The organism is Alkalibacter saccharofermentans DSM 14828 (assembly GCF_900128885.1).
Taxonomy (GTDB): domain Bacteria; phylum Bacillota; class Clostridia; order Eubacteriales; family Alkalibacteraceae; genus Alkalibacter; species Alkalibacter saccharofermentans.
The window spans coordinates 32008-46725 of the sequence record NZ_FQTU01000001.1; the positions used below are offsets into that span (position 1 = coordinate 32008).

Below are 14718 nucleotides of genomic sequence, written 5' to 3' on the forward strand. Positions count from 1 at the left end.
GTTTAAAATTTAATACCAGGAGGAAAAAATGAAAACATATTACAGAAGCGGAATGTGCGCAGATATTACAGAAAAAAACATAGGACAGAATGTCAAGCTTTGCGGATGGGTGCAAAACAGACGAGATCTAGGAGGCGTTGTATTTATTGACTTGAGAGACAGAACAGGAGTTGTCCAACTGGTGTTCAATGAGGAAAATGATGCAGAGGCACTAAAGGTTGCCGACGGTCTCAGAAATGAATACGTAATACAGACAGAAGGTGAAGTTGTTAAAAGGGATCCTGCAAACTATAATGACAATATTTCTACGGGGACAATTGAGGTGATTTGCTCGCAAGTAAAAATTCTTGATTCTGCTAAGACACCCCCGATATACGTGGACGACAGCGATACCTCAAAGGAGAGCGTGAGGCTTAAATACAGATATTTGGATCTAAGAAAAAATAAAATGCATAATAGCATGGTAACTCGTCACAAGGTTGCCAAGTACATAAGAAATTTCTTGGACGACAGTGAATTTGTCGAAGTAGAGACACCTTTTTTAACAAAGCCCACTCCTGAAGGGGCTAGGAGCTTTTTGGTTCCAAGCAGAGTACAAAAAGGCAATTTCTTCGCATTGCCTCAATCGCCTCAGTTGTTCAAGCAAATACTTATGGTATCGGGATTTGATAGATATTATCAGATAGTCAAATGTTTTAGAGATGAGGATCTAAGGCAGGACAGACAACCTGAATTCACCCAGGTTGATATCGAAATGTCATTTGTTGACGAAGATGATGTTATAAACATCAATGAAAAGATGATAGCAGGCCTTTTCAAGGAGATGCTTGATGTAGACGTAGCATTGCCATTGAAAAGAATGACATACGTCGATGCGATGAATAGATTCGGTTCAGACAAACCTGACTTAAGATTTGGACTAGAGCTTAAAGACATAAAAAAGGCCGTAGAAAACAGCGAATTCAAAGTGTTTGCAGATAATATCAAAAACGGTGGAGATGTAAGAGCCATCAATGCCGAGGGATGTGGAGACATATTCAGCAGACGTGAAATAGATGCCTTGGTGGATTTTGTTAAAATATACAAGGCAAAAGGCCTGGCGTGGCTTAAAGTCACTGATGAAGGAGTAAAATCACCGATAGAAAAATTTCTTACAGATCAGGAAGTCAATGATATACTAGTGGCAACGGATGCTAAGCCGGGAGATCTTATTCTAATAGTTGCAGACAAGCAAAACATCGTGTGGGACGCCTTGGGGCAACTGCGTCTGGAAATCGCAAGAAAGCTTGAACTAGACCTTAAGGGCAAGTACGAATTTGTATGGATAACTGATTTTCCTCTTCTTGAATATGACGAAGATGAAAAGAGATATGTTGCAATACACCATCCGTTTACCAGCCCCAAGCCAGAGGATATTGAGCTTTTGGATACAGATCCGCTAAAAGCAAGAGCAAGGGCTTATGACATAGTATTAAACGGTGCAGAAATCGGCGGCGGAAGCATAAGGATACACAACAACGAACTGCAGGAAAAGTTGTTCAAGGTATTGGGCTTTAGTGAAGAGAAAGCCTCAGAAAACTTCGGATTTCTTTTAGAGTCATTTAAATACGGAACTCCACCTCACGGAGGAATAGCATATGGACTTGACAGGATAGTCATGGAGATTTTAGGTACTGACAACATAAGAGACGTAATAGCATTTCCTAAAACTCAAAATCATAGCTGCCCTATGACAATGGCGCCGGATGTGGCTGAAGAGGCAAGACTTGAGGAACTAGGATTGATTCTCAAAAAACTATGAGAAGGTGTTTTTATGAATGAATCAAAAAAAAACATCCTGATCAGATTAAATCGGATAGAGGGACAAATCCGGGGTATACAAAAGATGATAGAAAACGATGAGGAGTGCAAGTCGGTTTTAATTCAGCTTAGTGCTGTTAAATCAGCGCTTGATTCCACGTCTGCAATAATTTTGGATACCCATGCAAAAAAATGTCTAAGAGGGATTATCGAAAGCAAAGACGAGATGGACATTGAGGAACTGATGGATCTTATGAAAAAATTTTTAAAGTAACTAGGTGGTCGAAATGAAAGAAGTAGGTGTTATAAAACAGATATCGGGAAACAAGGCAAGCGTGACGATTAAAAGGCACGCAGCATGCGGTGATTGCGGTGCATGCGCAGTCGGTCAGGAAAAAATGACTATGGAAACTGTAGCATACAATGCAATAGGAGCAAAAGAGGGAGATGCAGTAGAGGTTGAGATGCAGTTTGTGAATGTCATGCAAGCCTCTATGATAGCCTATGGCTTTCCCCTCTTGATGTTTATTGCAGGCGCTGCAATAGGTTATTATCCTGTGAATTCATTTATGGGAACTCCGGAAAACCCTGTGACGGGATTTATAGCAGGGATGATATTGACGACAGCAACCTATGCGGTCATTAAATTGGCGGAAAAAAAAGGCCTGTTTTCAAAAGGATTCGAACCTCAGATCACAAATATACTGGATAAAGATATGTAGTATTTAACAACAACCTTGAGCAGAGGGTAGCTTAAGGTTGTTGTTTTTTAAATTCAATAAAAATAAATTAAAACTTTATTGTTAACATCATTTTAACAAATGAATAAAACAATTATAATATAATTAAAACAACAACTCGCCAGGAGGTTTCAATGAATAAGAAAATAGCAATAATCGAAGACGAAGCCAATATTTATGAGCTTATCAAGTTTAACTTGGAAAAAAACGGTTATGATGTTTTCGGCACTCAGGACGGAACTGAAGCCGGAATTCTCATAGAAGAGAAAAAGCCGGATCTTGTCATACTAGATCTTATGCTTCCCAACAAGGATGGTTTGACCATACTTAGAGAATTGAGGGAAACTAAGGATTTTAAAGAAACCCCGGTGATAATACTAACTGCCAGGGAAACCGAATTTGATAAGGTTTTAGGTCTTGAGATCGGTGCTGACGACTACCTGACAAAACCCTTTAGCATAAAGGAGCTTATCGCCAGGATTAAAGCCGTGCTAAGACGGATTTCTAGCGATGAGGCAGATGAAAGCATCATCAAGTTTGATGACCTTGAAGTCCACCAAGATGCATTCAAGGTATATAAAAAAGGCGAGCTGTTAAGTTTGACCTTAAAAGAATACGAGCTGTTGGCACTGTTGATAAAAAACAAGGGAAAGGTACTGAATAGAAATTTCCTATTAGATACAATTTGGGGCTACGACTATATAGGGGAAACTAGGACTGTGGACGTCCACATAAGGCACTTGCGTCAAAAGATTGAAGAAGATGACACAAACCCGATTTATATTGAGACAGTAAGGGGAGTAGGGTACAGATTTAGAGACTAGAGGTGAATTGATGAGCAAAAAAATATTTTTATCCACCTTGGCGATATTGTTTTTTACATTGTCGCTGACTGGTTTTTTCACGTATCACAATACTAAATCTCTGTATTATGATTTTGTTGAAGACGGGTTGGCAAGATCTTTGGGCGCCATAGAGGAGACTATCGCCACTAAGGAAGACTATGTAAATGCTGATGACAATACGATGATAAAAAATACCGTGTCAAACAGTGGATATAGGATTACCTTGATCGATAGCGAGGGTAACGTGGCATATGATACCGACAGAGATGCAGGAGGAATGGATAATCACAACATGAGACCTGAGATCGCAGAAGCCATCAATAGCATGGGTGAAATTAAAAGATCTATAAGATACAGCGATTCAGTTGGTGCTGATATGATGTACGTAGCAAAAGGCTTCAAGCTTCAGGAAGGTGATGAGGTGGTGCTCAGAGTATCAATGAAGCTCAGTCTAACAGAAAATATATTTTATCAGAGCCTTAAGGATACGGCTATCTATATCCTGCTGAGCTTTGCAATCGCAGCTGTGTTTTCAAAATATTTGATTTCTTACTTTCTAACCCCGATAAAGCAAATAACCATGTTTGCACAGAAGATAGCTAAGGGAAATTATCTCGAGAGGATGACCTGGTTTAGAAAGGATGAAATAGGAGATCTAACTGAATCATTAAATGACATGGCAGATGCGCTACAGAGTTCGTTTAATCAGCTATCAGATAGAAATGCCGAGCTTGAGAGCATATTGATCAATATTGTGAATGGAATAATAGCAATAGACAAGAAATATAGGATTAAAATAATCAATAAGAGCGCATACGAGATGCTAGGGATCCCTAAAGAGAGAAATCTGTTGGACAAAAACCTGCTGGAGGCATTGAGAGTTACCGCCATTTATCAAAAAGTTGAAGAAGTGATAAAAAGCAGTGACATGGAAGATATAAAATTCATGGAAACTAACATAGGGGACAGAATCTTCAGGGTCACCATCAGCAAGATCAAGGATCAAAATCTGGTTCATGGCTATATCATAGTTCTTCAGGACGTAAGCAAGATTAGGAAACTCGAAAACTTGCGAAAAGAATTTGTAGCAAATGTGAGCCACGAACTTAAGACGCCGATCACATCTATAAAAGGATTCATTGAGACGCTTAAGGATGGAGGGATTGAAGACGATGATGTCAGAAATCACTTCTATGAAATAATAAACATGGAAACAGATAGGCTGATTGAGCTTGTGGAAGACATTTTGACATTATCATTTTTAGACAACGACAATAATTTGAAGACTATACCAAAAGAGCGGATAGAAATTAAAAAAGAGATTGAAAAGGTCATATACATGTTGGATATGGCTTGCAGAGAAAAAAGAATAGTTCTAAAAGTTGATATGCAAGATGATTTGCCGATGATCTGTTTTAACAAAGATTACTTCAGGCAGATGACCATTAATTTACTTAGCAATGCCATTAAATACAGCAATGATGGCGGTGAGATAACCATAAAGACATGCTGGAGTGGGGACAGAGTTAAACTGACGGTTTCAGACAAGGGAATTGGAATCCCGGAAAAGGACATCCACAGAATTTTTGAAAGATTTTATAGAGTGGACAAGGGAAGAGCAAGAAAAGAAGGTGGAACCGGATTGGGCCTTGCGATAGTAAAACACATAGTCCAATCTCAAGGAGCATCGATAAAAGTTGACAGCAAGGTTGGGGAAGGCACCACTTTCACAGTTCTATTGGACACCACTTGTAAATAAAGAATTTAACATTGAAAGGATAGATAAATCGCGATGATACAAAGATACAAATTTGACGAGAGATTGGATAAGCTTCATCAGGAAATACTTATAATGAGCTCCATAGTTGAAGAAATGCTCAGAGACTCTATTAGCTCATTGATAAACAAGGACGATGAGTTGGCACGAAAGGTAATTGACAGGGATGACGATGTCGATGAAAAAGAAGTGATGCTGCAGGAACTCTGCATAAAAATAATAGCAACACAACAGCCGGTGGCAACAGACTTGAGGACAGTAGCATCTGCCTTTAAGATATTGACTAATTTGGAAAGAATAGCTGATCATGCGGTAAACATAGCAGAGACCACCTTGGATTTGATGAAAGAGGAATATATCAAGCCTCTTATTGATATCCCAAAGCTGTCCGAAATAGCACTGGAGGCAGTGAAAATCAGCATCGACTCATATGTGAACCAAGATATATCTAAATTAGATGCAATGATAGAGAAAGAGAATCAAATCGACAGCTTGTTTAGGAAAATTTATAGAGACCTGCTGAACTATATGATTGAAGATACCGCAAATATCAAACAAGCTTCCAGGTTTACCTTCGTAGCCTCTTATCTGGAGAGGGTAGGAGATCATGGCACTAACATATTTGAATCGGTTCATTATATAGTTACCGGTGAGTACAGGGATTTCAAGGATCTGGAAGGCGTGAAAAAAAGCAAATAGCACAAACTACGGAGCGCCTTCATGGCGCTTCGTTTTCGTAGCGGGTCAATATAAAACTTGACCCGCAAGTTTTGTAATGATAATATACATAAAGAATTCATAAACAGGGTGGAACGATGAAAGAGATAAAAATTTCCGATATAGAACATAACAGCATAGCTGAGGAAATGGATATAGAGAAGGGAGATACCCTTCTTTCCATTAACGGTAAATTGCCAAAAGACATATTTGAATATTATTACTTGATCAACGACGAGGAGATAATAATCGAGATCAAGAAGGCCTCAGGAGAAGTGTGGGAGCTTGAAATCGAGAAAGATATGGATGAAGCTTTGGGTATAGTTTTTGAAAAAGGGCTTTTAGATGAACCCAAGAGCTGCAACAACAAGTGCGTATTCTGCTTTATAGACCAGCTTCCGAAAGGGATGAGAAGCACCCTGTACTTCAAGGATGACGATACGAGGCTTTCGTTTATGCATGGAAATTATGTTACCCTGACTAATATGAAAGATGAAGAAATCCAGAGGATCATAGATTACAGGATCCAACCGATAAACATTTCTGTTCATACAACAGATCCCGAGCTGAGAAGAGAGATGCTCAACAACAAAAATGCGGGAAGAATTTTAGAGCTTATTGAGAAATTTGCATCCTATGGAATGACTATGAATGCTCAAATAGTGCTTTGCCCTGAAATAAATGACGGTGAAAATCTCAAGAAGACGTTAAAGGACCTTTCTGGGTTCTTTCCACAAGTGCAGACCGTTTCCGTAGTTCCTGTTGGAATAACTAGATATAGAGAAAAGCTATCGAATTTGAGACAGTTTACGGTGGAAGAATGCAAAACTGTTTTGGAAACAATAGAAGAAACCCGTAAAACCATGATTGAGACGTGGAACACTGGATTTGTTTTTCCCAGTGACGAGTTTTTTTTGCGGGCTGGAGCTGATTTGCCGCAGCCTGTGTATTATGAAGAGTTCACCCAGCTTGAAAACGGGGTTGGGATGCTGAGCTTGTTTAAAGAACAGTTCATAACAGCGTTGAATGACCTGGATATAGACCAGGAAAAGACAAAGAAGATATCCGTTGTCACAGCAGAACTTGCTTATCCACATATGGTGGAATTGACACAAAGGATCATGGAAAAAGTACCTGGACTGGAAGTAAGAGTTCATATGATCAAAAATGATTTCTTTGGTGAAAAAATTACTGTAACTGGTCTTGTGACAGGGAAGGATCTTTTAGCTCAGTTGAAAGTGTCAGATTGCCATTCTGTGGTTTTGATACCTGAAAACATGCTAAAGCAGGATGAAGAAATATTTTTGGATGATGTAACCCTTACCGATGCAAAAGAGGTTTTAAACGTTGAGATGTTTTCCGTAAAAATTGACGGAAGAAAATTTATAGAAAAATTGATGGAATAATAGAGGAGGTGGCTCAATGGCAAAGCCGGTTGTGGCAGTTGTTGGAAGGCCTAATGTAGGGAAGTCGACATTATTTAATAAAATAGCAGGATCGAGAATTTCTATTGTGGAGGATACCCCTGGCGTAACGAGAGACAGGATTTATGCTGATTGCGAATGGGTTGGAAAGCAATTTACATTGATAGATACAGGTGGTATTGAGCCTTACTCCAGTGATATCATACTTCTTCAGATGAGAAGACAGGCGCAATTAGCAATAGATACAGCAGATGTAATAGTGCTGCTAGTTGATGGAAGGGAAGGTATGACTGCTTCGGATCTTGAAGTTGCCAATATGATAAGAAAGTCCAACAGACCCGTTGTTTTAGCTGTAAATAAAATCGAAAATAAGGATATAGAAAAGAATATTTACGAGTTTTATAACTTGGGAATTGGTGACCCGATGGCGATATCTGCAGAACAGGGTTTGGGCCTGGGGGATTTTCTTGACCGGATTGTTGAAAGTTTTGATTCATCTCTTGTATCTCAAGAAGAGGATACCAGGTTGAAGATTGCTGTGCTTGGAAAGCCCAATGCGGGTAAATCAAGCATCGTCAACAGACTCTTGGGAGAAGACCGGGTAATAGTCAGCGAAGTAGCGGGAACTACCAGAGATGCAATCGACTCTACATTCAAGTACTTTGGAGAAGAGTATGTCTTGATAGATACTGCAGGTCTAAGAAGAAAGAGCAAAATATATGATGATATAGAAAGATACAGCATCGTAAGAGCTGTAGCTGCGGTGGATAGAGCCGACGTTTGCATGATTGTAATAGATGCAAATACCGGGATTAGCGAACAAGATGCAAAGATTGCAGGAATTGCCCACAACAGAGGAAAAGCTTCTATCATAGTAGTAAATAAATGGGATATATACGAAAAAGACCAGGGCAGCGTGAAAAAGTTCGAAAAGGACATTCGAAACACACTTTCATTCATGCCTTATGCACCTATAATATTTATTTCCGCATTGACCGGACAAAGAGTCAACAAGATTATGGAGACCGTCTTATTGGTATCCAACGAGTATTCAAAGAGAGTCACAACTGGAACCCTTAATGAGGTTATTGGTGAGGCTGTGTTGATGAATCAACCCCCTTCAGACAAAGGTCGAAGGCTTAAGATTTATTATGCTACTCAGGGAGCAGTCAAACCGCCAACTTTTATAATATTTGTAAATGACAAGGGGCTGTTGCACTTTTCGTATGAACGCTTTTTGGAAAACCAAATCAGGAACGCATTCGGTTTTGTAGGTACTCCTATAAGGTTGATTGCTAGAGAGAAAAAGGACAAATCGTAGAGGTGAAAGATTATGAAGATAGGAGTACTTGGTGCAGGCAGCTGGGGGACCGCCCTGGCGGTATTGCTGGCTGACAAGGGTTATGCAGTTGACTTATGGCACAGAAGAGAGGACCTCGTTGATGAAATCAACTTTAAAAGGGTCAATTCTAAGTATCTGCCGGGAGTGGTGATAAATAAAAAAATCACGGCGACAACAAGCCTAGAATCAGCAGTTGCAGGAAGCGAAGTGGTTGTTTTAGCTGTCCCATCCCACACGATAAGGGATCTTTGCATTCAAATCAAAGACTTTGTCAATTGCGAGCAATATATAGTCAATGTTTCAAAAGGGCTTGAGGAAGGTTCGTATTTCAGACTGAGCCAAGCAATAAACGAAGAACTTTCATATAATAATGTTTATGTTTTATCCGGGCCAAGCCACGCGGAGGAGGTAGCAAACAAGCTTCCTACCACTGTAGTTGTTTCCGGTGAGAAAAAAGCCAAATGCGAGTTACTGCAGGATCTTTTCAGTACGGATTATTTAAGGGTATATACTAACCCGGATATGATAGGCGTAGAGCTGGGCGGTGCATTGAAAAACATAATAGCTCTCGGAGCCGGCATTTCTGACGGTCTGGGTTATGGAGATAACAGCAAGGCAGCGTTGATGACAAGGGGAATAGCTGAAATAAGCAGACTAGGTAAAATTCTTGGAGCAAAAACAGAAACATTTGCTGGTTTGACAGGCATTGGCGATCTTATCGTAACCTGTACCAGCATGCATAGCAGAAACCGAAGGGCAGGAATACTTCTGGGACAGGGTGAATCCCTTGAAAATGTGCTGGCAGGAATAGGAATGGTCGTTGAAGGCGTCAAAGCCACTAAAACTGCTTACGAGCTTGCTGGAAAACATGATTGTGAGATGCCCATAACCACAGGGATTTATAAGATACTCTACGAAGGGTACGACCCAAAGGATGTGGTAAACCAAATCATGACAAGAAGAAGCAAACACGAAATAGAAGAGATCAACAGCCTTTATTATTACGGCTGGAATTAGAAGCGGTTGTCACCGCTTCTAAATTTTTTAAAAATTCTACTTGAAATGCAATGGTACAATCATTATAATATAGTATATGTCTGGGTGTGGCGCAGTTTGGTAGCGCGCGTGAATGGGGTTCACGAGGTCGCAGGTTCAATTCCTGTCACTCAGACCATTTTTATTATACTCTATCGGACGTGATCTATTGAAAAGCAAACGAAGATCCAGAAGAAAGAACAACAGGAAGCCGCTGTTGTATATGCTTATAATATTTTTGATGGCACTAGCCTGGATGAATTTAAGCAGCAAACAAACTCAGACACTTCACAATGAACGCTACGTAAAAACCTACGAAGCGGATGTGACTTTAATCAAAAACGAGCAGGTTTTTTATTTTGACCAAAAACCCTCGTATCTAATAAGCTCGGGCACTAGAATATCTATGAATCAATTACTGGCTGAACAATCGGTTTCCACTCAAGGATACGCTTCTGACAAATCGGCAGCAATCAATAAAGCTATATCCCATGCCGGGTCTTCAAAAAAAGAATTGGATTTATCGCTAATTGATTCATTCGATGAGGACGACAAGACCAAGAGTCAAAGGGAAATCCGAATAATGCTATCTGCATTGAGATACCAGTCCAAATCAGAAGAAGAACTAAAGGACATTTTAGAAAAAAATTCTGGTGCTTCAATTTCATCGCCGACCCTTAAGAAAATCGGATCAGATTATCCTGGATACGTTTTTTTTGATGATGATGGATATGAACAGGTATTTACCTTTTCGAATATGGATATGTTGTCGAAAGAGTTCCTAGAAGAAGCTGATGAAATAGCTGATTTGAATAGAGGTTATGGAAACAACGTGCTTAAGGTTACTGACGATGATGGGGTAATTATTGTGGCGGCAGTACCCAAAGAAGTCGAGCTGCAGAGAGAAGCACTTCTCCAGGAAAGAAAAACCGGCATATATGAACGGTTGGATGAAGAAAATCTTTCATCTTATATAGAGCTTTTGACCGAAAGGGTGGATCTGCTAAGAGGGTTTCCAAAAGTAAAATTCAACATGGATGACAATGAATATGCGGCTTACTTGATTGAATCCATTGAAGAAGAAGAGGAAAAAATTTTAGTGTTCATGCTAAAGGAAATGGTTCAAGGAGAGATTCTAAGCAAAAGAAAAGGCACGGCAGACATTTATACCTACGAAAATCAAGGCTATCTCGTACCATCCAGATCTGTATTTGAAAAAGACGGAAAAAGCTACGTAATGGTCTTGAGCAAAGGATATTTGAGAAGGAATGTCGAAGTGACGGTGACTTTGGTTGATGGGAGTCAAGTCTTCTTAAGCAGATCAGAAAACAGCAACCTAAGCGACGGGATGCAGGTACTTATAAATCCGTAGAGGTGTTTTAAATGAGCAATATCAAAAAAAATATAGAAGAGATTATGAGAAAGCTCCCAGATGACGTTTTGTTGGTGGCAGTTACAAAACACAGAAGCATCGAGGAAATCGAGAAGGTTTTGGAAGCGGGAATTTTCGACTTGGGTGAAAACAGAGTTCAGGAATTTAGGGAAAAGCAAGAAGTCCTTCCCCAAAATATTAGGTGGCATATAATAGGACATCTTCAGAAGAACAAGGTTAAATACGTCGTCGGCAAGGTATTTTTGATCCATTCTGTGGATTCTGTGGAATTGGCTAGGGCAATTGACAAGGAATCAAAAAAGAAAGAGCTAACGACGGATATTTTGATACAATTAAACGTTTCAGGCGAAGAAAGCAAATTTGGCTTGGATCCAAATCAGCTTGATCAATTTTTGGAAGATATATCGGCTCTAGGGAATATACGTATCAAAGGATTGATGACGATTGCGCCGAACACTAAAAATATAGAGGACTTAAAAGATATTTTTACGACAACAAGGGCAATATATGATAAAATAAAAGAAAATGTTAATGGAGTTACAAACATTGAAATGACCTATCTTTCCATGGGTATGACCAACGACTTTGATGTTGCAGTTGAATCGGGTTCGAACATGGTTAGAATCGGATCAGGATTATTCGAATAAAAGGGAGGCATAATTATGGCTAAGGATTCTTGGGGCAAGGTAAAAAACCTATTGGGATTGGAAATCGAGGAAGATTACGACGAAGAGATGGAAGAACAGGAAGAAATGCAGCCAAAGGAACAGGATCAAGATACAGGCAACGCCATATTCAATAAAAAAATGAAGAAGGATAAACCTGTTGGTTCCGGTAAGGATAATTCTAAGGTTTTAGTAGTTGAGCCGGAATTTTTTAACGATGCTCCTTTAATTTGCGACAATCTTAAGAGCAACAAGACTGTAGTCGTGAATTTGGAAAATGCGGATTATGAAGATGGAAGAAAAATATTCGACTTCTTGAATGGTGCTGTATACGCATTGGATGGAACGATTCAAAAGATTAGCGAGAATGTCTTTATTTTAGCGCCAAGCACTGTGGATGTAATAACCGAAGAACTGGATTCGGACCACACCCACGAGTTCTTAGATTGGAATTATGAAAAATAGGTGTAAGAAATGAGCGGTACGTTGATTCGAGTAGGAAATGCTTTTTTCGAATTTGTAAACATCATGATAATAGTCAATGTAGTGCTGAAGTTTATAAGTCCTAAAAAAAAGGGGAAGTTTGGAGAATTCGTTGGGAATATGACTGAACCGATGCTCGATCCTTTAAGAAGGTTCGCAATGTTTGAAACGATGGACTTCTCACCATTTATTGTAATACTTCTGATAGAATATGTTGTATTGCCGGTATATAGCGCATTGGTGATCAAATTGTTGGGATGATTTTCATGAAAAAATACAGCGATGACGAGCTGCTGGTCAAAAACATAACGGCAAATGTAGCAAGACAATGGTCAGAAGTCGAATTTTTCGATTTCTACGATCCCTCACAGCAGAAATTGATATCTTCAGCCCTCAATAAAATGGGGGTTGATTATTCTTTTTTTGGCGGCTACCGGGATGCTGAAAGGAATATATTGGCTGTAGGCTCTTTGGGGGCAAAGGCTTTCCCTATAGAGGTCTTAAAATTCCCTCTTCCTGACGAAGCTACTCACAGGGATATATTAGGAGCCTTTTTAGCCACAGGAATTAAAAGAGAAGTTTTAGGTGATATCCTGACTGATTCGGATAGCGGAATGGTATTTGTAAAAGATTCATTTTCTATGTATCTAAAGGATAATGTGGGAAAGATTAAGAACAAGTACCCTGAAATCCAAATAGTCTCTTACCAGAGTGTCGCAATTCCTGAGAGGCGATTTGAAAAAAAGACTTGTATCGTGTCTTCTTTAAGATTAGACAACATAGTGGGTAAGATTTGCTCACTATCAAGAGGAGATTCTGCAATGATGGTTAAAAAGGGGATGGTCAAGGTAGATCATATGGTAGTAGAGAAAACTTCCTATGAACTTACCCCTGGAGCAATAATATCTATAAGAGGTCATGGTAGATTTTTGTTTGATGAAATTTCAGGCAGCACTAAAAAAGGCAATCAAAAGATAGAAATACTAAAGTTCATGTGAGGTAAAATGGAGAATTTAGAAACCATTCGTATAAGAGAAAATGAAGATTCGATGAGGCTTGATCAATATCTAAGCAGTCATTTTAAAGAGATGTCAAGAAGCTATATTAAGAAATTAATCGATAGCGGAAATGTACGTCTCAACGGGGAAATACCAAAAAGCAGCGTAAAGACGTCTCCAGGAGATTTAATAACTGTAGATATTCCTAAGGCTGAAGATTATCGGGTTGAGCCACAGGACTTGCCCCTTGATATAGTCTATCAAGACAAGGACATAGTTGTGGTAAACAAGGACAAGGGTATGGTAGTCCACCCTGGTCATGGCAATCCTTCAGGAACGCTGGTAAATGCCTTGTTGCATCAAATTAAAGACCTATCCGGTATCAATGGGGTAAAACGTCCCGGAATAGTTCATAGGATCGATAAAGACACGTCAGGTCTGTTGCTTGTTGCGAAAAACGATGCAGCCCATAAGAAACTAGCTGCTCTCTTAAAGAAGCACGACATAAGGAGAAATTACTATGCAATCCTAGAAGGAGTTATCCAGGAAGAAAACGGGAAGATTGATGCGCCTATTGGTAGAGATCCGAAAAACAGGATAAAGATGGCTGTTGTGAATCAAAATTCCAAATCTGCAGTCACTCACTTCAAAGTGATAGAAAGATTTCCAAAGCATACCCTGATAGAAGCTTCACTTGAGACTGGACGCACTCATCAAATCCGCGTGCATATGGCCTATATAGGTCATCCTCTTGTAGGTGACGGGGTATATGGTTTTAAAAAGCAGGTTTTGACAAAGGAAGGGCAGGCTCTTCATGCCTTCAGATTGGCATTTGATCATCCCTCAACAGGTGATGCAATGATTTTCGAAACGCCTATTCCTGATTATTTCATTAAAATAATTAATAAGATAAAAAAATAAAAATGGCGAAAACCGCCATTTTTAATATGTTTCACGTATATTGAATTCTGCATGCTCAACCCAAGTCTCTGGTTTGCGCATATAAAGCAAGATGTCCTCAAGGGTCAGCAAGTGTTTTTTCTCTTCGTTTTCAAGTTTCTTAAGCAAATCCAAAGTTGTCGGGTCAGTATTATCCTTCTGTAATTTTTGATAATAGTCGATGCTCTCCTGCTCCATTTTTTTTGCAAATTCATAGGCTTCAATGGTGGATAAATTCATCTCAAACTTAATGTCTTTTTCCAAAAGTTCTGTAAAAACATTTTTCACGTCATTTAAAACGTCTGTTTCCTTGAATTCCAAATTTCCGGATGCTAATTTCTGAACATACTCATAGTGCTTTTGTTCGTCATCAGCTAATTTGTGGAATATTTTTTTTAGTCCTTCGTTTTCAGCTTCCTCTGCCTGTTTAATATAATACTCCTTGCTGTCTACCTCGAGTTTTAATGCCATATCGTACAAACTCATATTAAAACCTCCTCATCAATAGTTGTTAAATTCTTACCCGAAGGATGACCTATTGAAACAGAATCGGATTTACG

16 protein-coding genes and 1 tRNA gene are annotated in these 14718 nt (G+C 39.3%); 16 read left to right on the forward strand and 1 reads right to left on the reverse strand.

The window, feature by feature from the left end; genetic code table 11:
* Positions 1-28: 28 nt before the first annotated feature.
* From aspS to BUB93_RS00245, 16 genes are all read left to right on the forward strand, one after another.
* Positions 29-1801: an aspartate--tRNA ligase gene (aspS, locus tag BUB93_RS00170; RefSeq protein WP_073269047.1), complete on the forward strand. Its 1773-nt coding sequence runs from the start codon at positions 29-31 to the stop codon at positions 1799-1801.
* A gap of 12 nt (positions 1802-1813) precedes the next feature.
* Positions 1814-2074 (forward strand): metal-sensitive transcriptional regulator, encoded by a 261-nt coding sequence (locus tag BUB93_RS00175; protein WP_073269048.1) that lies wholly within the window; start codon positions 1814-1816, stop codon positions 2072-2074.
* 13 nt (positions 2075-2087) lie between these two features.
* Entirely contained in the window at positions 2088-2522 is a 435-nt protein-coding gene (locus tag BUB93_RS00180; protein ID WP_073269049.1) for a SoxR reducing system RseC family protein, read from the forward strand.
* Positions 2523-2674: 152 nt separating this feature from the next.
* Entirely contained in the window at positions 2675-3364 is a 690-nt protein-coding gene (locus BUB93_RS00185) for a response regulator transcription factor (protein ID WP_073269050.1), read from the forward strand.
* Between the two features lie 10 nt (positions 3365-3374).
* Positions 3375-5144, forward strand: a complete 1770-nt coding sequence (gene pnpS, locus BUB93_RS00190) for a two-component system histidine kinase PnpS (protein WP_073269051.1) — start codon at positions 3375-3377, stop codon at positions 5142-5144.
* Positions 5145-5177: 33 nt separating this feature from the next.
* Positions 5178-5861, forward strand: a complete 684-nt coding sequence (gene phoU / locus BUB93_RS00195) for a phosphate signaling complex protein PhoU (RefSeq protein WP_200789365.1) — start codon at positions 5178-5180, stop codon at positions 5859-5861.
* A gap of 116 nt (positions 5862-5977) precedes the next feature.
* Positions 5978-7285 carry a DUF512 domain-containing protein gene (locus tag BUB93_RS00200; protein ID WP_073269052.1) on the forward strand — a complete coding sequence of 436 codons (1308 nt, stop codon included), beginning with the start codon at positions 5978-5980 and terminating at the stop codon, positions 7283-7285.
* A gap of 16 nt (positions 7286-7301) precedes the next feature.
* The gene (der, locus tag BUB93_RS00205; protein ID WP_073269053.1) at positions 7302-8624 is read left to right on the forward strand and encodes a ribosome biogenesis GTPase Der; all 1323 of its coding nucleotides are present in this window, start codon (positions 7302-7304) and stop codon (positions 8622-8624) included.
* Between the two features lie 12 nt (positions 8625-8636).
* Positions 8637-9662, forward strand: coding sequence for an NAD(P)H-dependent glycerol-3-phosphate dehydrogenase (locus tag BUB93_RS00210; protein WP_073269054.1), 1026 nt, complete (start codon positions 8637-8639; stop codon positions 9660-9662).
* 80 nt (positions 9663-9742) lie between these two features.
* Positions 9743-9819, forward strand: a tRNA-Pro gene (locus BUB93_RS00215).
* A 30-nt stretch (positions 9820-9849) separates the two neighbouring features.
* On the forward strand, positions 9850-11052 hold the full coding sequence (locus BUB93_RS00220; protein WP_073269055.1) for a biotin/lipoyl attachment domain-containing protein: 1203 nt from the start codon (positions 9850-9852) through the stop codon (positions 11050-11052).
* Positions 11053-11063: 11 nt separating this feature from the next.
* Complete coding sequence (locus BUB93_RS00225) at positions 11064-11720, forward strand: YggS family pyridoxal phosphate-dependent enzyme (RefSeq protein ID WP_073269056.1); 657 nt, start codon at positions 11064-11066, stop codon at positions 11718-11720.
* A gap of 15 nt (positions 11721-11735) precedes the next feature.
* On the forward strand, positions 11736-12203 hold the full coding sequence (locus BUB93_RS00230; RefSeq protein WP_073269057.1) for a cell division protein SepF: 468 nt from the start codon (positions 11736-11738) through the stop codon (positions 12201-12203).
* 9 nt (positions 12204-12212) lie between these two features.
* Positions 12213-12482 (forward strand): YggT family protein, encoded by a 270-nt coding sequence (locus BUB93_RS00235; RefSeq protein ID WP_073269058.1) that lies wholly within the window; start codon positions 12213-12215, stop codon positions 12480-12482.
* Positions 12483-12487: 5 nt separating this feature from the next.
* Positions 12488-13219: a YlmH/Sll1252 family protein gene (locus tag BUB93_RS00240; protein ID WP_073269059.1), complete on the forward strand. Its 732-nt coding sequence runs from the start codon at positions 12488-12490 to the stop codon at positions 13217-13219.
* A gap of 6 nt (positions 13220-13225) precedes the next feature.
* Positions 13226-14140, forward strand: a complete 915-nt coding sequence (locus BUB93_RS00245) for an RluA family pseudouridine synthase (RefSeq protein ID WP_073269060.1) — start codon at positions 13226-13228, stop codon at positions 14138-14140.
* 21 nt (positions 14141-14161) lie between these two features.
* Here the strand turns inward: BUB93_RS00245 and BUB93_RS00250 are convergent, their stop codons facing one another.
* Positions 14162-14644, reverse strand: a complete 483-nt coding sequence (locus BUB93_RS00250) for a ferritin-like domain-containing protein (RefSeq protein WP_073269061.1) — start codon at positions 14642-14644, stop codon at positions 14162-14164.
* Positions 14645-14718 lie beyond the last annotated feature (74 nt).